This window comes from Moritella sp., from assembly GCF_033791185.1.
Classification (GTDB): Bacteria; Pseudomonadota; Gammaproteobacteria; order Enterobacterales; family Moritellaceae; genus Moritella.
The window spans coordinates 1-19,904 of sequence record NZ_JASJHF010000162.1 but is presented as its reverse complement, the minus strand read 5'-3'; the positions used below and the strand labels follow the sequence as shown (position 1 = coordinate 19,904).

At 41.9% G+C, this 19,904-nt stretch carries 14 protein-coding genes and 1 riboswitch; of the genes, 1 reads left to right on the top strand and 13 read right to left on the bottom strand.

The features are described from left to right. Positions 1-328: 328 nt before the first annotated feature. The gene (locus tag QNK26_RS09750) at positions 329-1,255 is read left to right on the top strand and encodes a DMT family transporter (protein ID WP_319222553.1); all 927 of its coding nucleotides are present in this window, start codon (positions 329-331) and stop codon (positions 1,253-1,255) included. 64 nt (positions 1,256-1,319) lie between these two features. Here the strand turns inward: QNK26_RS09750 and thiH are convergent, their stop codons facing one another. The 13 genes from thiH to nusG form a co-directional block, all read right to left on the bottom strand. Beyond that, the gene (thiH, locus tag QNK26_RS09745) at positions 1,320-2,441 is read right to left on the bottom strand and encodes a 2-iminoacetate synthase ThiH (RefSeq protein ID WP_319222552.1); all 1,122 of its coding nucleotides are present in this window, start codon (positions 2,439-2,441) and stop codon (positions 1,320-1,322) included. Between the two features lie 23 nt (positions 2,442-2,464). Beyond that, complete coding sequence (locus QNK26_RS09740; protein WP_319222550.1) at positions 2,465-3,274, bottom strand: thiazole synthase; 810 nt, start codon at positions 3,272-3,274, stop codon at positions 2,465-2,467. Next, the gene (gene thiS / locus QNK26_RS09735) at positions 3,275-3,472 is read right to left on the bottom strand and encodes a sulfur carrier protein ThiS (RefSeq protein WP_319222548.1); all 198 of its coding nucleotides are present in this window, start codon (positions 3,470-3,472) and stop codon (positions 3,275-3,277) included. 55 nt (positions 3,473-3,527) lie between these two features. After that, entirely contained in the window at positions 3,528-4,301 is a 774-nt protein-coding gene (locus QNK26_RS09730; protein WP_319222547.1) for a HesA/MoeB/ThiF family protein, read from the bottom strand. 15 nt (positions 4,302-4,316) lie between these two features. After that, positions 4,317-5,798 (bottom strand): thiamine phosphate synthase, encoded by a 1,482-nt coding sequence (thiE, locus tag QNK26_RS09725; protein ID WP_319222545.1) that lies wholly within the window; start codon positions 5,796-5,798, stop codon positions 4,317-4,319. 6 nt (positions 5,799-5,804) lie between these two features. Beyond that, positions 5,805-7,823, bottom strand: a complete 2,019-nt coding sequence (gene thiC, locus QNK26_RS09720; protein ID WP_319222544.1) for a phosphomethylpyrimidine synthase ThiC — start codon at positions 7,821-7,823, stop codon at positions 5,805-5,807. 129 nt (positions 7,824-7,952) lie between these two features. Further along, positions 7,953-8,054: riboswitch (TPP riboswitch) on the bottom strand. A 148-nt stretch (positions 8,055-8,202) separates the two neighbouring features. After that, positions 8,203-12,486 (bottom strand): DNA-directed RNA polymerase subunit beta', encoded by a 4,284-nt coding sequence (gene rpoC / locus QNK26_RS09715; RefSeq protein WP_319222542.1) that lies wholly within the window; start codon positions 12,484-12,486, stop codon positions 8,203-8,205. Positions 12,487-12,586: 100 nt separating this feature from the next. After that, a complete protein-coding gene (gene rpoB, locus QNK26_RS09710) occupies positions 12,587-16,624 on the bottom strand; it encodes a DNA-directed RNA polymerase subunit beta (RefSeq protein WP_319222540.1) in 4,038 nt (1,345 codons plus the stop codon). Between the two features lie 233 nt (positions 16,625-16,857). After that, positions 16,858-17,223: a 50S ribosomal protein L7/L12 gene (gene rplL / locus QNK26_RS09705; protein WP_319222538.1), complete on the bottom strand. Its 366-nt coding sequence runs from the start codon at positions 17,221-17,223 to the stop codon at positions 16,858-16,860. Positions 17,224-17,270: 47 nt separating this feature from the next. Further along, a complete protein-coding gene (rplJ, locus tag QNK26_RS09700; protein WP_319222536.1) occupies positions 17,271-17,774 on the bottom strand; it encodes a 50S ribosomal protein L10 in 504 nt (167 codons plus the stop codon). Positions 17,775-18,140: 366 nt separating this feature from the next. Next, a complete protein-coding gene (rplA, locus tag QNK26_RS09695; protein ID WP_319222534.1) occupies positions 18,141-18,839 on the bottom strand; it encodes a 50S ribosomal protein L1 in 699 nt (232 codons plus the stop codon). Positions 18,840-18,846: 7 nt separating this feature from the next. Further along, positions 18,847-19,275 carry a 50S ribosomal protein L11 gene (rplK, locus tag QNK26_RS09690; RefSeq protein ID WP_319222533.1) on the bottom strand — a complete coding sequence of 143 codons (429 nt, stop codon included), beginning with the start codon at positions 19,273-19,275 and terminating at the stop codon, positions 18,847-18,849. A gap of 185 nt (positions 19,276-19,460) precedes the next feature. Beyond that, a partial coding sequence (gene nusG, locus QNK26_RS09685; RefSeq protein ID WP_319222532.1) for a transcription termination/antitermination protein NusG occupies positions 19,461-19,904 on the bottom strand: 444 nt, incomplete at its 5' end.

The following is a 19,904-nucleotide window of genomic DNA, read 5'->3' as shown; positions in this document are numbered from 1 at the left end:
TGGTTGGTTTCAGTTACACCGAGTTGCTCAAACTTTGCAACCAGTACATCAGATGCTTGGGCTGAATACCACCATAATGTCAGGTACGTTTTAGCCAAGAATAAATTGAACTAATCTGCGAATACTTTATTTCTCAAAAGTCTAAATTACAAAATAAAAATAGAAGAAATAAAGTGGTATTAAACTAATAATTTCTGCATAACGTAACAATTGGAGTATTTATTGTTTTACGCCGCTATTTTTAATCGACAATAGGAAATCATATACCTCAGCAAAAGACATAGAATTATCATATTGAATATCCCAGCACTTATATAGAGATCGCCTTATGAATACAAAACTCGTCGCCACATTATTATTTGCCTCTGTATGTTTGATCTGGGGTACTACCTGGATGGCGATGGAAATTGCTGTTCACTCTATCCCGCCGATCACAGCAACAGGTTTACGCTTTGCACTGGCTGCGCCATTATTAATTCTAGCCGCGCGCTGGCTTAACATCCCGCTAATGTTCCCGAAAGGCAAAAAGCTTGAATTTGCTTTAATCAGTGTGTTTTATTTTGCCGCACCATTTACCTTAATGATTTTTGGTGAGCAGTATATTTCCTCAGGATTGGCTTCTATTATTTTTGCCACTATGCCAGTTGTAGTATTAGCGTTCGCAGTATTAGTACATCGCCAAAAAGTACATATGCACCAAATAGCAGGCCTTGCCATTGCTCTGTTTAGTTTGATTACCATTATCAGTAATGAAATGGGCGTAAGCGCAAACGGCAGCCTTATCGGTGTTGGCGCATTGGTATTAGCGGTATTCATGCACGCAACAATTTATACCAGTGTACAAACACGCTGTCAGGGTATTCATGTATTAACCTATAACGCCCTACCGTGTCTTGTTGCTTCAGTACTGTTACTTGTTGTCGGCGCATTTGTAGAGCAACCTGACTTCGCTACGTTCACATTAACGTCTTGGTTGTCGGTTATTTATCTTGGTGCAATTGCCGGTATTGGCGGCATCATGGCTTACTTCCAGCTAAATAAAGTAGCAAGTCCGTTCCAAGCATCAATCTGCTTTTTGGTATTCCCAGTCATTGCACTTGGCTTAGACAGTGTGGTTAACGGCAGAACGATTAGCCAAGAATCATTACTGATGATGGTCATGTTAACGGCTGGGGTTTTATTGTGTAAGTTACCGATTGAATTAATCGCTAAGCGTTTCGCTAAAACAGCGGTAAACATAGAAAAGTCATCATAACGGTTATGATCACCATAACTAAGCAATAAAAACAGGCTGCGTTAAACAACGCAGCCTGTTTTCTTTATTTCAATGCAGTCAAAGATCTGTCCCAGTCTTTCCAAACCACTTCCAAACCAAGTCGTTTCACTAATGCGGCCATCTCACTCGGTGAACGGTCATCATCAATTTCAAATTGCTCTAATGCTTTGTCAGTATCATCAGAATAACCGCCAGGTTGGGTTTTCGATCCCGCGCTAATACTGGTAATACCTAATGGAATGACATTGTCACGAAAATGCTCTGACTCTCGGGTTGATAACGACAGTTCCACATCCGGATTAAATAATCGATAAGCACAGATAAGTTGTACTAGCTGGCGATCATTCATAATCGACTTAGGCTGAAATGCACCTTCACACGGTCTTAAACGTGGAAAAGAAATAGAATACTTGGTTTGCCAATAACGCTTTTGCAAATAATCTAAATGCGCAGCAACATGAAAACAATCTGTGCGCCATTCATCTAAACCAATCAAGGCTCCAAGTCCCATTTTATGGATACCGGCTTTACCCAATCGGTCAGGGGTATCAATACGATATTTAAAATCAGATTTTTTACCTTTGATATGATGCTCGGCATAGGTACGCGGATTATAGGTTTCTTGGTAGACAAGCACCGAATCAAGACCGAGTTGTTTTAACTCTTCATAATCAGCTTGTTCTAGCGGTTGTACTTCCAACGATAGATGCGAGAACTGTGATTTTAATTCATTAAATACCCGGCGGAAATACGGCATGCCCACTTTACGCTCAGATTCACCAGCAACTAATAACAAGTGATCAAAACCCATTTGCTTAATCGCTTTCGCTTCACTGTTTAACTGCGTCATATCCAGCGTGGTTCGACGGATCTTGTTATGCATCGAAAAGCCACAATAGGTACAAATATTAGAGCACATATTAGAGAGATATAGCGGGACATAGAATTGAACCGTATTACCAAAACGTTGACGAGTTAACGCGACACTACGCTGCGCCATCTGCTCTAAAAACGGTTCCGCGGCGGGTGAAATCAACGCTTGAAAATCATTTAAATCAAGTCTCGATTTAGTTAACGCCCGTTCAACATCTGCCGCTGTTTTAGCATAAATAGATAAGCGGATATCATCCCAATCGAGTTGTTGTAATTGCTCATAAAAGCTCATTTCAATACCTTAGTTTGGCGTGATTATAGATCTAAAAATGCAGTCAACGGACTCGATGCAACAGCCGTTCTAGCCTGAGCACCTAAGCCAGCCAAATAAGCTTGGCGGCCTGCTTGTACTGCTAACGCAAACGCTTGGCTCATCGCTACCGGATCTTTCGCCACTGCAATCGCAGTATTAACCAATACCGCATCCGCACCCATTTCCATCGCTAACGCCGCATGTGAAGGTGCGCCGATACCGGCATCGACAATGACTGGTACCCTAGATTGTTCAATAATAATTTCCAAAAATTCAGTTGTGCGAATACCTTTATTTGAACCGATTGGCGCGCCTAATGGCATAACAGCAGCAGTACCCACTTCCTCTAAGCGTTTACACAATACCGGGTCAGCATGAATGTATGGCAATACATGGAAACCGTCACGCGCTAGTTGCTCTGTCGCAATTAAGGTTTCAATCGGGTCTGGCAGTAAATATTTAGGATCAGGGTGTATCTCTAATTTAATCCAATTAGTTTGCAATGCTTCACGGGCTAGGTGCGCTGCATATACCGCTTCTTTTGCATTACGCGCGCCCGAAGTATTGGGTAATAAATTCATGCCTGCTGCGATAAGCGGCTTCAAAATATCATCATCTTGATTGGCTAAATCAATACGCTTTAATGCCATTGTAACAAGCTGAGATTGCGATGCGATTAAGGCTTCAGCCATTATTTTTTGATCACTAAATTTACCCGTGCCAGTGAATAAACGCGATGAAAATGTCTTATCAGCAATAATAAGATCATCATTGGGTAATAGCAGTTTTGGATTTAAATTTGTTGCTGACATTTAGCCTCCTGCAATAGCTTGAAATAGAGTCACTTGATCATTTTCTGACAACTGAAAGTCATCCCAATTCTGGCGACTAATAATGGTTTGGTTTACCGCAATCGCAATACCTTTATCTGGTTGCTCTAACTCGGTCAATAACGACGATACTGTCGTCACTGCTAAGGTTTTAATTTCATCATTAATAATTAATTTCATTTTATATTCCTATCCTCACCGCACTGTGATTGGTACCGCTAAGGTTATTGAACTCTTATACGTTAGCCGAGCACACCGCACATTGCGGATCTTTGACTACCGAGAAATGTTGCCATTGCAGAGTCTTGCCATCAAAACGCATCAAGCGATTAAGTGAAGACACTGGCATGCCAGTTAAATGCTTGATCGCTTCCAATGCTTGTAAGGAACCAACAATACCCACAAGTGGGCCAAGTACGCCTGAAGTACTGCAGTTATTAGCTTCCGCTGTATCATCAAAAGGATATAAACAGTGGTAACACGCTGAATCAGACTTTTTGGCGTTAAACGAGATCAACTGCCCTTCCATGCGGATACCAGCACCGACGATTAACGGTATTTTCTGCATAACACAGTACTTATTAATCATTTGTCTTGTCGGCATGTTATCCGTGCAATCAATAACTAAATCGACTTGCTCAAACATCTCAAGCATTTCGTTATTGGCACTTTCAAGTGTTAACCGTTGCGCGAATGCCGTTACTTCAATATGTGGATTTAGTTGTGATAACGACGCTTTTGCAGCGCTCACCTTTGCTTGCTTGAGCTGCTGTTGGGTGAAAATAATTTGCCGTTGTAGATTACTCAACTCAACATGGTCATCATCTACGAGATATAGATGTCCTATGCCAGCAGAGGCCAAATACAAAGCCACTGGAGCACCAAGACCGCCGACACCTACTATCAATACCTTGGCATTACGTAATGCTAACTGCCCCTGTTCACCTACACCCTCAAGTAGTAAGTGCGAGCTATAACGCATGTATTCTTGATCAGTTAATTTTTCCATAATCGCTCGCTCATATTAGCTCCCAATACTGACTAAACTAGGTTGTGGTTCGACAATGCTCAACAACTCTGCAATCGCTTTTTTATAGTCATCAGCACGTGTGATTGCCGTCACAACCGCCACACTTCCAACACCAGTCGCAGCAACTTTCGATGCGCGAGCAATGCTAATACCGCCGATAGCAACTAATGGATAGTCTTGCATTAAGTCTGCATAACGCTGTAAACGCTGTAATCCCTGTGGTTTTGATGGCATGTCTTTTGTTACTGTCGGGTAGATATGACCAAGGGCGATATAACTGGGTTTTATCTGATGGGCACGTAATATCTCATAATAACCATGCGTACTCAGACCTAACTTTAACCCTGCTTTTTTGATTGCGACAAAATCGGCAATCAACATATCTTCTTGGCCAAGGTGAACCCCATAAGCACCGTGTTCAATGGCTAATTGCCAGTAATCATTGATAAATAGGCGAGCTTGATACTGACGACCCAAAGCCACAGCCGCTTTAACATCTTCAACGACTACCGCTGGTGTTTTATCTTTTATCCGTAGCTGCAAGGTTTTAACTCCCTGTTGCAACACTTTTTCTAGCCATGCAATCGTATCCACGACTGGATACAATCCAAGACGATTAGTGTCACAAGGAGCAAAGTCATACGCTAATTGCATTTCTTGTACGAGGCCAAGCTGATCGCCTAAGACTGTATTAGGTAATACCACCTGCGGAAAATACTCGCGGTCGCTAGGCCAAACACCAGCGGCTTGATTTAAATACGCTCTGGCGACAACAAGTGCATCATCAACCGGATAATCTTGGCCAATAACAGTTGCTAGCGCTGTAGCAAAAATACCGCAATGTTCAGCGGTACCTAATGAATCGAGTCTCGTGACAGGTGAAGATAATAGGATTTCACGCTGAGCATCGATATACACATCTAACATGACTGACTGCTGCTCATCGTATTCGTTAATGTTAATGGCCATAGGCTTTACACAAATAGCTTTCGCACAAACACCTTTCACACCAGAATTTAGTAGTGAATTGATCGCTTGTTTAGTCGCGCTAAATAAATTAGCCGCATTAACGTCCGTTTTATCTTGCGTTAATATTAATACATCAACGAGTGGCAATAAGCCTGTTTGAATAGCTGTGGTTAAGCCACTATCAGCGTTAACCATATCTGTTAACGTGATGGTTAATGGCTCATATATAACGCTTAATTCTGGATGTTGTGGCTTATAATCTTGTAAAAAACTGACTAAAATATCAATATGAGATGCAGTCTCTAGCACGCCAATTTTAATAGCAGATGGCGTTGCAGCGCTATTCAACACTGTCAATTCAGCAGAGAAATCCTCATCAGATAAACATGCTGTAGAGACATGATAACCAAGCCCATCTAATGCATTAATCGCTTTAATATCGGCTTGGGTCGTCGCATTATCGCGAGCAGTAAAGCTCGCGATAGTCCAAATAATGGCTTGAGTCATTAATTATTATTCCACATTTTCGGTTATAGATTCCGGTACACGACCATTTACAGCATCATGTGTGGGAGGTAAGTATAATTCTGCGCCGTGCTTTTTAAATTGTTCTGACATCTGCTGCATGCCCGTTTCTGCATCAATCACGACCACTTCATCCAACAATTTAATCGTAATTTTTTCTTGTTCTGCAGTGTAATCTCGAACGTCTTGCGAAATTTTCATAGAACAGAATTTGGGGCCACACATAGAGCAAAAATGCGCAACTTTACCGGATTCTTGTGGGATATTTTCATCGTGATAAGCACGTGCAGTGTCAGGGTCTAAGGCAAGATTAAATTGATCGTTCCAACGGAATTCAAAACGGGCTTTAGACATCGCGTTATCACGAATTTGAGCACCAGGGAAACCCTTGGCTAAATCAGCCGCGTGTGCGGAAATTTTATAGGTGATCATGCCTTGCTTAACATCTTCTTTATTCGGTAGTCCTAAATGTTCTTTTGGCGTCACGTAACACAGCATTGCACAACCGTACCAACCAATTTGCGCGGCACCAATACCCGAAGTGAAATGATCGTAACCAGGAGCAATGTCTGTCGTCAGCGGCCCTAAGGTATAAAAAGGCGCTTCATGACAAATATCGAGCTGCTTTTCAACATTCTCTTTGATCATGTGCATTGGGATATGACCGGGGCCTTCGATAATGACTTGTACATCTTGCTGCCATGCAATTTTTGTTAATTCACCTAAAGTTTGTAATTCAGCAAATTGCGCTTCGTCATTGGCATCAGCAGCTGAACCCGGACGCATGCCATCACCTAAAGACAGTGATACATCGTAAGCTTTACAAATCGCACAAATTTCTTCGAAATGATCATAAGCAAAATTTTCTTTATGGTGTGTCAAACACCATTTCGCCATGATCGAACCACCACGAGAAACGATACCGGTAAGACGTTTTGCAGTCATTGGCACATAACGTAGTAATACCCCAGCATGGATCGTAAAGTAATCAACCCCCTGCTCTGCTTGTTCGATCAACGTATCTCGGAATACTTCCCAGGTAAGATCCTCGGCGATCCCATTTACCTTTTCTAGGGCTTGATAGATCGGCACTGTACCGATCGGAACGGGTGAATTACGCAGGATCCATTCACGAGTTTCATGAATATTACGGCCTGTGGATAAGTCCATCACGGTGTCCGCACCCCAGCGTGTAGCCCATACTAGCTTCTCAACTTCTTCTTCAATCGATGAAGTAACTGATGAATTACCAATATTAGCGTTTACTTTGACTAGAAAATTACGGCCGATGATCATCGGCTCAGATTCAGGGTGATTGATGTTAGCAGGAATGATCGCACGACCACGCGCGACTTCTTCACGGACAAATTCAGGGGTAATAAGATCCGGAATACTGGCACCAAAATCATTACCAGCATGTTGCTTTAATAGCAGTTCATTACGGATCAATTCACGCCCCATATTTTCACGGATCGCGATGTATTCCATCTCAGGGGTGATGATACCGTTACGCGCATAATGCATCTGAGTAACGTTCTGGCCATCAATCGCTTTAAGTGGTTTTGGTAAATGTTCGAAACGAATATGGTCAATACCGTCGTCAGCAAGGCGTTGCTGAGCAAAATGCGAGGTTACAATAGCTAATTCTTCAATATCATTACGCTCTGTGATCCATTGCTGTCTTAACTTAGGTAAGCCTTGATGAACATTAATTACTATCACAGGGTCAGTATAAGGACCCGAAGTATCATAAACGGGAATCGATTCATTTTGTTCATAAACAGGAGCGTCTTTGCTGCCAGCGACTAACGTTTCATCAAGATTAATCTTGCGCATCGCCACTCGTAGATCATTACGACTGCCAGTAAGGTGGATTTTTTCTGAATTTGGAAAGGGTTCACAACTGAGGTTATTAATAAATTCTTGGGCGTTTTCACGGTTTTCACGACGTGTTGGTTTTTTGGTATTGCTGGTTTGGTTAACAGTGGTAGTAGACATAGCATTCATTCCTTTTAATAAGATGATTGCTTGTCGTTGAGTATGTGGAGAGTAGTGATACAGATATATTGATTGTTTATGTTATAAAAAGCTGCCTTAAATTCCCTCGGGCAAACCTAGCATTACACGCACATTATTGTATTAATCACTCTTGTTTCCTTACGCAGGTATTAGCCTGATCAGGTTCCACGGATCCCATATTTAAATGGTCTCAGCCCTAAAGCACTCCGACAAGATGTGGCAAAGTATAGACTGGTATGGCGTTAAAAAACAAGCAAAAAAAAGGCACCCTATAAAAGGGTGCCTTTTTTATCTAATAACTGTGGGTAAGTGAATCAGTGGGTCGGTCATCACTTACACACGACTTTAATTGCATTCAGCAAATCAATTAAAGGTTATTTAGTAGGTTCGCTAAGTTCTGTTCAGCTTCGTCAGTTGTGATTTCAGGCATAGATTCTTCTACCTTACCAGCACGCATTTTAGCGCGTTCTTGGTGGTAAGAGAAACCTGTACCAGCAGGAATCAGACGACCAACGATAACGTTTTCTTTCAGACCGCGAAGGTCATCAATCTTACCATGGACAGCAGCATCGGTTAGAACACGTGTTGTTTCTTGGAAAGATGCAGCTGAGATAAATGACTCAGTAGCAAGAGACGCTTTAGTAATACCCATAAGGATATGCTGGAACACGGCTGGTTGCTTGCCTTCAGCTTCTAGCTGACGGTTAGCAATTTTCAGACGTGAAACTTCAGCTTGCTCACCTTGTAGGAAGTTACTGTCACCAGCAGATACAACGTTAGCTTTACGTAGCATTTGACGAACGATTGTTTCAATGTGCTTATCGTTAATCTTCACACCTTGCAGACGGTATACTTCTTGAACTTCGTTTGCGATATAGTTCGCAACATGGCTAATGCCACGTAAACGTAGAATATCGTGAGCTGATTCAGGGCCATCGGCGATAACTTCACCAATTGCCACTTTCTCACCTTCAAACACGTTCAAATGACGCCATTTAGGGATCATCTCTTCGTAAGCTTCAGCACCATCAGTTGGTGTGATAACTAGACGACGTTTACCTTTAGTTTCTTTACCGAAACTAATAGTACCTGAGATTTCCGCTAAGATAGCTGCATCTTTAGGCTGACGCGCTTCAAACAGATCCGCTACGCGTGGTAGACCACCCGTAATATCACGTGTTTTCGAGCTTTCTTGAGGAATACGCGCTAGCGCTTCACCAATAGTAACTAACGCACCATCTTCTAGGTTAACGATTGCGTTTGCAGGTAAGAAGTATTGTGCAACAACTTCTGTACCAGGAATGAATAAATCATTACCTGCTGCATCAACAAGTTTAACCATAGGACGCATATCTTTACCAGCGGCAACACGTGCTGCAGGATCAAGAATTACCGTGCTAGATAGACCCGTTAGATCATCCGTTTGCTTAGTAACCGTAATACCTTCAATTAAGTCAACAAACTTAATTTGACCAGCCACCTCAGTGATGATTGGGTGAGTATGCGGGTCCCAGTTAGCAAGGATGCTACCAGACTCGATAGCTGCGCCATCTTTGAACTCAACAATCGAACCGTAAGGCAGTTTATGGCTTTCTTTAGTACGACCGTTTTCATCAATAATCGTAATTTCTGATGAACGTGAAGTAATAACCAGTTTACCGTCTGCGTTCTCAACGAATTTTTCGTTGTGGAACTTAATAGTACCCGTGTTTTTCACTTGGATATTATTTTCTGCAGATGCTCTCGATGCCGCACCACCAATGTGGAATGTACGCATCGTTAACTGTGTACCAGGTTCACCAATTGATTGTGCTGCAACAACACCAACTGCTTCACCTTGACCAACAATGTTGCCACGTGCTAAGTCACGACCATAACAGCTTGCACAAACACCAAAGTCATTGTCACAAGTAATTACAGAACGAACTTTCATTTGATCAACAGAGTGCTCTTCTAAGAAGTCACAAAGTTTTTCGTCTAATAGCGTGTTACGTGGAAGAATTACTTCACCCGATACTGGGTTCAATACATCTTCAGCAACAACACGACCTAGAACACGATCACGTAACGGTTCAACAACATCACCACCTTCAATATGAGGAGTGATGATTAGACCATTTTCAGTACCACAATCAATCTCGTTAATTACAAGATCTTGTGCAACGTCAACAAGACGACGAGTTAGGTAACCCGAGTTTGCTGTTTTAAGTGCTGTATCGGCTAGACCTTTACGCGCACCATGCGTTGAGATGAAGTACTGAAGTACGTTTAGACCTTCACGGAAGTTAGCTGTAATCGGCGTTTCAATAATTGAACCATCCGGTTTAGCCATCAGACCACGCATACCAGCAAGCTGACGAATCTGCGCCGCACTACCACGTGCACCAGAATCGGCCATCATAAAGATACTGTTGAATGATTTCTGTGTCTCAGACTCACCTAACGAGTTAAGTTTAGTTTCTGTAGACAAGTTATCCATCATTGCTTTTGAGATCAGCTCATTGGCACGAGCCCAAATATCAATAACTTTATTGTAACGCTCACCCGCAGTAACAAGACCAGATTGGAATTGCTCTTGGATTTGAGTTACTTCAGATTCAGCTTCTGCAAGTAATGTCTTCTTAGCATCCGGAATAACCATGTCATCGATACCAACAGATGCACCAGAAAGCGCAGCGTAATGGAAACCGGTGTACATTAGTTGATCGGCGAAAACAACCGTATCTTTAGGACCTAATAGACGGTAACAGTCATTTAGTAGCTTAGAAATCTGCTTTTTACCTAACGCTTCGTTAGATACTTTCAGGATCCAGTTAGCTGGGTTCGCTGCAAGTTTAGCTTCTTCGTCCGCTGTTAAAGTTTTAGCCGGATCGATTAATTCATATGGTAGACCCTTAGGTGCTACTAAAGAAAGAATCGCACGACCTACTGTTGTGTTCTTCAGCTCAGTGCGAACTGTAACTTCACCAGTGTCTTCATTTTTAAGATGTTCAGTAATACGAACTTTAACACGTGCATGTAGTTCAACATGGCCACTGCGATAAAGCTTTTCAGCTTCTTCAGGGCTGCCTAATACCATGCCTTCACCCTTGGCAGCAATGCCAGAACGAGTCATGTAATAAAGACCTAATACAACGTCTTGAGAAGGTACGATAACCGGATCACCATTCGCAGGTGATAAGATGTTATTCGTAGACATCATCAGTGTACGCGCTTCCAATTGAGCTTCAATTGTTAACGGTACGTGTACAGCCATCTGATCGCCATCGAAATCGGCGTTGTATGCAGAACATACTAGAGGGTGTAACTGAATTGCTTTACCTTCAATTAGAACAGGTTCGAATGCTTGAATACCAAGTCTGTGCAGTGTTGGTGCACGGTTAAGCATTACTGGATGTTCACGGATCACGTCGTCTAGGATATCCCAAACTTCAGCGCCTTCGCGTTCAACCATTTTCTTAGCTGCTTTAATCGTTGTCGCAAAACCACGTGATTCTAATTTACCGTAGATGAATGGCTTGAATAGCTCAAGTGCCATTTTCTTAGGTAGACCACATTGGTGTAAGCGTAACGTTGGACCTACTGTAATTACAGAACGACCAGAGTAATCCACACGTTTACCAAGTAGATTCTGACGGAAACGACCTTGTTTACCCTTGATCATATCAGCAAGAGATTTAAGAGGACGTTTGTTAGAACCTGTAATCGCACGACCACGACGACCATTATCTAATAGCGCATCAACAGATTCTTGTAACATACGTTTTTCGTTACGTACGATGATATCTGGAGCAGCTAAGTCTAATAGACGTTTTAGACGGTTGTTACGGTTGATCACACGACGGTAAAGGTCATTTAGATCAGAAGTCGCAAAACGGCCACCATCTAGTGGTACTAATGGACGAAGATCTGGCGGTAATACCGGCAGTACGTTCATGATCATCCACTCTGGTTTGTTACCAGATACAGCGAATGCTTCCATTAATTTAAGACGTTTAGTGATCTTCTTACGTTTAGTTTCAGAGTTTGTAGTCTCTAATTCTTCACGCATTTCTTCGATATCTTGGTTTAGGTTAAGATCTTGTAACAAAGAAAGTACAGCTTCTGCACCCATCTTCGCGTCAAATTCATCACCCCATTCTTCTAGGTTGTCAAGATACTGCTCTTCAGTCAGCATCATGCCACGCTCTAGCGAAGTCATACCAGGTTCGATAACAACATATGATTCGAAGTAAAGAATACGTTCGATATCACGTAGCGTCATGTCTAATAATAGACCGATGCGAGATGGTAATGATTTCAAGAACCAAATGTGCGCAACAGGAGACGCTAATTCGATGTGGCCCATACGGTCACGACGAACTTTAGTTTGCGTTACTTCTACGCCACATTTTTCACAGATAACACCACGGTGCTTCAGACGCTTATATTTTCCGCAAAGACATTCGTAATCTTTTACTGGGCCGAAAATACGCGCACAGAATAAACCGTCACGTTCTGGTTTAAAGGTACGGTAGTTGATGGTTTCTGGCTTTTTAACTTCACCAAAAGACCAAGAACGGATCTGTTCCGGAGAAGCTAGACCAATCTTGATACCATCGAATTCTTCCGATTTACCTTGTTGTTTTAGAAACTTTAATAAGTCTTTCACGTTTTTCTCCACTGGGAGTGAAAACTACGCAGCCTCAACTCATATAATGAGTCGAGGCGCAATGCTAATTCAAAAGTTAGAATAATCTCTTAATAAGAGTTTATTTCTTACCTTTGTTTTCATCTAGTTCGATGTTGATACCCAATGAGCGGATCTCTTTCAACAATACGTTGAATGATTCAGGCATACCTGGGTCCATACGATGATCGCCGTCTACGATGTTTTTATACATCTTAGTACGACCGTTCACGTCATCAGACTTAACAGTTAGCATCTCTTGAAGAGTATATGCTGCACCGTATGCTTCCAGAGCCCATACTTCCATCTCACCGAAACGCTGACCACCGAACTGAGCTTTACCACCCAGCGGCTGCTGAGTAACTAGGCTGTAAGAACCGGTAGAACGTGCATGCATCTTGTCATCAACCAAGTGATTCAGTTTCAGCATGTACATGTAACCAACGGTAACTGGACGTTCGAATGTGTCACCAGTACGACCATCGAATAGCTCTAATTGACCAGATGCAGGTAGATCGGCCAATGTAAGCATTTCTTTGATTTCAGCTTCAGCTGCACCATCAAACGCAGGTGTTGCCATAGGCAGACCTTTACGTAAGTTTTGTGCAAGAACACGAACTTGATCATCAGAGTATGTTGATAAATCAACTTTCTGATGCGAGTTGCCGATATCGTAAGCTTTTTGAATAAACTCACGGATCTTAGCAAGATCTTGTTGTTCTTTAATCATGTTATCGATTTTACTACCGATACCACGAGCAGCAAGACCCAAGTGAACTTCAAGTACCTGACCGATGTTCATACGCGATGGTACACCCAGCGGGTTCAGTACGATATCAACTGGTTCACCAAACTTATCGTGCGGCATGTCTTCAATAGGAACGATTGTTGAAATCACACCTTTGTTACCATGACGACCGGCCATTTTATCACCCGGTTGGATACGACGTTTAACAGCTAGGTATACTTTAACAATCTTAAGTACACCTGGTGCTAGGTCATCACCTTGGGTAATTTTGCGGCGTTTGATGTCAAACTTAGAATCAAATTCAGCGCGTAGCTCATCATGTTGCTTAGCTAGGCCTTCCAATTGAGTCTGTTGTTCTTCGTCAGAAAGAACGATCTCTAACCATTGCGAGCGAGAAACAGCGTTAAGTTGCTCTTCTGTTTTGCCTGCAGCTAGTAATAGAGATTTAACGCGACCGAATAAGCTTTCTTCGAAGATAGATAATTCTTCAGTTAAGTCTTTCTTCGCTTCACGCAGTTGCATCTGCTCGATGTCTTGTGCACGTTTATCTTTATCTACGCCATCACGGGTAAATACTTGCACGTCAATTACAGTACCGTAAACAGAGTTAGGTACACGTAATGAACTGTCTTTTACATCAGATGCTTTTTCACCGAAGATAGCTCGTAGAAGCTTTTCTTCAGGCGTTAATTGTGTTTCACCTTTAGGGGTTACTTTACCTACCAGGATATCACCCGGCTTAACTTCAGCACCAACATAAACGATACCAGACTCATCTAGTTTAGATAATGCGCTTTCACCCACGTTAGGGATGTCTGCAGTAATCTCTTCACTACCAAGTTTCGTATCACGAGCAATCGATGATAATTCTTGAATGTGGATAGTCGTTAGACGATCTTCTTTTACAACGCGTTCAGATACAAGGATTGAATCCTCGAAGTTGTAACCATTCCAAGGCATGAATGCAATACGCATGTTTTGGCCAAGTGCTAATTCACCTAGATCCGTTGAAGGACCATCAGCAAGCACATCGCCTTTAACCACTGCTTCGCCAGTTAATACTGTTGGGCGTTGGTTAATACATGTGTTTTGATTCGAACGTGTGTACTTAGTTAGCGTGTAGATATCAATACCCGCTTCACCTGGTACTAGTTCATCTTCGTTAACTTTAACGATGATACGACTTGCATCAGCATAGTCGATTGAACCGCCACGTTTTGCAACAACAGTTACGCCAGAATCGATTGCTACCGCGCGTTCAATACCAGTACCGACTAATGGCTTATCAGCATTTAGTGTTGGTACTGCTTGACGTTGCATATTCGCACCCATCAATGCACGGTTAGCATCATCGTGTTCTAGGAACGGAATTAGCGATGCTGCCACAGAAATAATCTGCTGTGGAGATACGTCCATATACTGAATTTGATCCGCAGACATAAAGGTAGTTTCACCTTTGTGACGACATGGAATAAATTCATCTTGTAACACACCGTTTGTATCTACAGTCGCGTTAGCCTGTGCTACTGCATACAGACCTTCTTCGATAGCAGAAAGGTATTGAACGTCATTAGTAACTTGACCGTTAATTACTTTACGGAATGGCGTTTCTAAGAAACCATAATCGTTAGTACGGGCAAATACAGCTAGTGAGTTAATAAGACCAATGTTTGGTCCCTCTGGCGTCTCAATCGGACATAAACGACCGTAATGAGTTGGATGTACGTCACGTACTTCAAAACCAGCACGTTCACGTGTTAGACCACCAGGCCCTAATGCAGAAATACGACGTTTGTGCGTAACTTCTGACAACGGGTTATTTTGATCCATAAACTGAGACAGTTGTGATGAACCAAAGAATTCTTTAATTGCAGCTGAGATAGGTTTAGCATTGATTAAATCTTGTGGCATTACTGCATCAAGATCACCAAGACTTAGACGCTCACGAACAGCACGTTCTACACGAACTAAACCAACACGGAATTGGTTTTCTGCCATTTCGCCAACTGAACGAATACGACGGTTACCAAGGTGATCGATATCATCAACCTCGCCTTTACCGTTACGGATATTGATCAAAGTTTTCATTACTTCAACAATATCTGATTTGTCCAGGATGCCTGCACCAGTATCTTCTTCACGGCCAATACGGCGGTTGAACTTCATACGGCCTACAGTAGATAGGTCATAACGTTCTTCTGCAAAGAATAGGTTTTGGAATAAAGCTTCTGCCGCGTCACGCGTTGGTGGTTCACCAGGACGCATCATACGGTAGATTTCAACTAATGCTTCAAGCTTGTTGGTGCTAGAGTCAACACGTAATGTGTCAGACATGTAGCTACCTTCATCAAGATCGTTCGTATAAAGAACATCAATAATCTTGATACCAGCTTGAGACAATTCAGCAACAGCTTCTAGTGTTAGTTCAGCATTCGCTGCAACAATCACTTCGCCTGTTTCTTCATTGATGTAGTCTTTAGAGGCTACTTTACCAGCGATATACTCTAATGGTACTTCGATCTCTTTTACGCCGTCTTTTTCAAATTTCTTGATATGACGAGCAGTAATACGACGACCATTTTCAACATATGTTTCGCCATTAGCAACGATGTCAAATACAGCTGTTTCGCCACGTAAACGATCAGGCATTAGTTCCATCAATAACTTGCCATCTTTAACTTCGAAACGTGTAGTATCGAAGAAGATTGCTAAGATTTCTTCCGTCGTGAACTCAAGTGCACGAAGAATGATAGATGATGGTAATTTACGACGACGGTCAATACGAACGAATAAGTTATCTTTCGGATCGAATTCAAAGTCTAACCACGAACCACGGTAAGGAATAACGCGTGCGTTATATAATACTTTACCTGATGAATGTGTTTTACCTTTGTCATGATCGAAGAATACACCAGGACTACGATGTAACTGAGATACAATAACACGCTCTGTACCATTGATAACAAAAGTACCAGTATCAGTCATTAATGGGATTTCGCCCATGTAAACTTCTTGTTCTTTGATATCTTTGATAGTGCCTGCAGGTGCATCACGATCGTATAATACAAGGCGTAATTTAACACGTAGTGGTGCAGAATAAGTTACGCCACGGATTTGACATTCTTTAACGTCAAAAACAGGTTCACCTAGACGGTACGATACATATTGAAGTTCTGAAGTTCCAGAGTAACTTTTAATAGGGAACACGCTACGGAATGCTGCTTCCAGGCCGTATTCGCCTGTGTGATCCATTTCTAAAAACTTTTTAAAAGAGCTAGTTTGGATAGCCAACATTTGCGGTTTAGCCACAACTGGTGCACTTTTACCAAAGTCTTTACGGATACGTTTTTTTTCGGTATTAGAGTAAACCATTTGGTTCCTCAGCTCGCTGATAAGTGACCCACTCTGCCCTGAAAAAGGACAGCTCTAACAACATCATTATATTTTTTTTATCCTGTCTCGACCAAAAGAATTGGGCTAAACAGTGCGCAGAATTTTGGTTGAAATGATGTGAAATTTCCAAACATCCTATAGCGCAAAAAGGCCGGCGATTAAAAAATCACCAGCCAATGCCTTATGAAGGCAATAATCTATTCAAGAATAGATTATTTAAGCTCAACAGTACAGCCAGCTTCTTCAAGAGTAGCTTTAAGAGCTTCAGCTTCAGCTTTATCAACACCTTCTTTGATAGGTGCAGGAGCTGCTTCAACAACACCTTTAGCTTCTTTAAGGCCTAGACCTGTAGCGCCACGAACAGCTTTAATAGCTTTAACTTTGTTTTCGCCGAAAGAAGTAAGAATTACGTCGAATTCTGTTTGCTCTTCTTCTGCAGCAGCAGTAGCGCCGCCAGCAACAACTGCAGCAGCAGCTGATACGCCGAATTTTTCTTCCATTGCTTCGATTAATTCAACAACTTCCATTACAGAAAGTTCAGCAATTGCGTCGATGATTTGGTCTTTAGTGATAGACATGTGTCATTCCTAATATATTAAAATTTATTTTAGACAAAGCGGCTAAATTAAGCAGCTTCTTGCTCTTTTTGATCGCGTAAAGCAGCCAATGTACGTACAAGTTTGCCAGCTGATGCTTCTTTCATAGTCATCATTAACTGAGCAATTGCTTCGTCGTATGTTGGTAATGTTGCTAGTTTATCAATGTTTTCTGCACCGATAAATTCGCCTTCAAATGCTAACGCTTTAACTGTGAAAGATTCTTCTTGAGCAGCGAAGTCTTTTAAAAGACGTGCTGCAGCACCTGGATGCTCGTTAGAGAATGCGATCAGAGTTGGACCGGTAAATGCTTCGTTCAGACACTGAAATTCAGTACCTTCAACAGCACGCTTCATAAGAGTATTACGTACTACACGAATGTATACGTTATTCTCACGAGCTAGCTTGCGAAGACCAGTCATTGCACCTACAGTAACGCCGCGTGAATCAGCAACTACTGCAGAAAGCGCAGCCTTGGCAGCTTCGTTGACTTCAGCAACAATTGCTTTTTTGTCGTCGAGACCTAATGCCATGGTCTATACTCCTGGATAAAACCGATTAAAATCGGTATTAAAAATTTTCGAATAATAATAAGTAAACTTATAGATTAAACGAACCATTACGGCTTGGATTCCAGAAGAAATAAATTCTTCAGGGGCCCTGCACCATCTACGTAGGAAAGCTCGAGTATTAATTAAAATAGCCGATCATTATTAAGTTGTGCTTACAGAATAAGTACAACTCCTACGGTCTTGGACGGAAGTAAGTATTAAGAGATTAAACTCATAAGACCCACTTCAACCCACATTTTGTAAACTCGTTAACACCAATAAATCAGTATTAACCAACCTACTAATTTTAAGGAACCAAATTATACTAAATAATTTGGTTCCTGTAAATTATTTAGTCTCTAGAGTTGCAATATCAACAGCTAGACCAGCACCCATCGTAGTAGATAGGCTGATCTTTTTGATGAATTGACCTTTAGCAGAAGCAGGTTTTGATTTGCTAAGTGCTTTCAATAGAGATTCAAGGTTTTCTTTAATTTGTACAGCTTCAAAATCCACTTTACCGATAGTAGTGTGGATGATGCCAGCTTTGTCGTTACGGTAACGAACTTGACCAGACTTAGCATTTTTAACTGCAGTCGCAACGTCAGGAGTTACAGTACCAACTTTAGGGTTTGGCATTAAACCACGTGGACCTAGGATTTGACCTAGTTGACCAACTACACGCATAGCGTCTGGAGATGCGATAACAACATCAAAGTTAAGCTCACCGGCTTTAACTTGTGCAGCTAGATCGTCCATACCTACGATGTCAGCGCCAGCAGCTTTAGCAGCTTCAGCGTTAGCACCTTGTGTAAATACTGCAACACGTACTTCACGACCAGTACCGTGTGGTAGCACTGTAGCGCCACGAACGTTTTGGTCAGATTTACGTGAATCAATACCTAGGTTTACAGAAACGTCGATGCTTTCTTTGAATTTAGCTGATGCTAATTCTTTAAGAAGTTCAACTGCTTCGTTGATTTCGTAAGCTTTTGTAGATTCCACTTTTTCGCGGATCGTACGCATACGTTTAGAAAGTTTAGCCATTTCCGAATTATCCTTCTACGTTCAAGCCCATTGAGCGAGCTGTACCAGCAATAGTGCGAACCATTGCATCTAGATCAGCGCCCGTAAGGTCTGGTTGTTTGATGTTAGAGATCTCTTCCAACTGAGCGCGAGTAACTGTACCCACTTTCTCAACGTTTGGACGACCAGAACCAGACTTGATACCTGCTGCTTTCTTAAGTAAGAAAGATGCTGGAGAAGTCTTTGTTTCGAACGTGAATGAACGATCAGAATAAACTGTGATAACAACAGGAGTCGGAGAACCCTTCTCTACAGAATCTGTTTTTGCGTTAAACGCTTTACAGAATTCCATGATGTTAACACCGTGTTGACCTAGTGCAGGACCAACCGGTGGACTAGGATTCGCCATACCAGCTGAAACTTGCAGCTTAATATATGCAGTAACTTTTTTAGCCATTTTAATTTACCTTAAATATGGGTGCGAACGCTGTATCCAACATAGATACTAGCTTCCCGAAAAACAAGGGCAGCGAATTATAGATATAATCCCTGCCCTTGCCAAGCATTTTGTTGAAAATTCATTCAATAAAATGCAAATATTATTGTATTGAACCTAACCTTTAACCTAATTGGTTAATGATATTAGCCTTTTTCTACTTGACCGAAATCTAATTCAACCGGAGTAGAACGACCGAAAATCAATACAGAAACTTTTAAGCGACTCTTTTCGTAGTCAACTTCTTCAACAACACCATTGAAGTCTGCAAATGGACCGTCAGATACACGAACCACTTCACCCACTTCAAATAACGTCTTAGGACGCGGCTTATCAGCGGCATCTTCAAGACGATTTAGAATACGGTCAGCTTCAGCTTGGGTAATTGGAGCTGGACGCTCTTTCGTACCACCAATGAAACCTAGTACACGTGGTAAGCTGCTTACCAAGTGCCATGATTCATCGTTCATAACCATTTGAACTAAAACGTAGCCAGGAAAGAACTTGCGTTCACTCTTGCGACGTTGACCGGCACGCATTTCAACAACTTCTTCTGTTGGAACAAGTATTTCACCGAAGTGTTCTTCCAT

Bases quoted from the DNA above. Each gene is read 5' to 3' on its own strand.
- rplA (WP_319222534.1), bottom strand. From the start codon at position 18,839: ATGGCTAAACTTTCTAAACGTATGCGTACGATCCGCGAAAAAGTGGAA.
- rplJ (WP_319222536.1), bottom strand. From the start codon at position 17,774: ATGGCATTAGGTCTCGACGACAAAAAAGCAATTGTTGCTGAAGTCAAC.
- QNK26_RS09750 (WP_319222553.1), top strand. From the start codon at position 329: ATGAATACAAAACTCGTCGCCACATTATTATTTGCCTCTGTATGTTTG.
- thiH (WP_319222552.1), bottom strand. From the start codon at position 2,441: ATGAGCTTTTATGAGCAATTACAACAACTCGATTGGGATGATATCCGC.
- rpoB (WP_319222540.1), bottom strand. From the start codon at position 16,624: ATGGTTTACTCTAATACCGAAAAAAAACGTATCCGTAAAGACTTTGGT.
- rplL (WP_319222538.1), bottom strand. From the start codon at position 17,223: ATGTCTATCACTAAAGACCAAATCATCGACGCAATTGCTGAACTTTCT.
- thiS (WP_319222548.1), bottom strand. From the start codon at position 3,472: ATGAAATTAATTATTAATGATGAAATTAAAACCTTAGCAGTGACGACA.
- thiE (WP_319222545.1), bottom strand. From the start codon at position 5,798: ATGACTCAAGCCATTATTTGGACTATCGCGAGCTTTACTGCTCGCGAT.
- thiC (WP_319222544.1), bottom strand. From the start codon at position 7,823: ATGAATGCTATGTCTACTACCACTGTTAACCAAACCAGCAATACCAAA.
- QNK26_RS09740 (WP_319222550.1), bottom strand. From the start codon at position 3,274: ATGTCAGCAACAAATTTAAATCCAAAACTGCTATTACCCAATGATGAT.
- QNK26_RS09730 (WP_319222547.1), bottom strand. From the start codon at position 4,301: ATGGAAAAATTAACTGATCAAGAATACATGCGTTATAGCTCGCACTTA.
- rplK (WP_319222533.1), bottom strand. From the start codon at position 19,275: ATGGCTAAAAAAGTTACTGCATATATTAAGCTGCAAGTTTCAGCTGGT.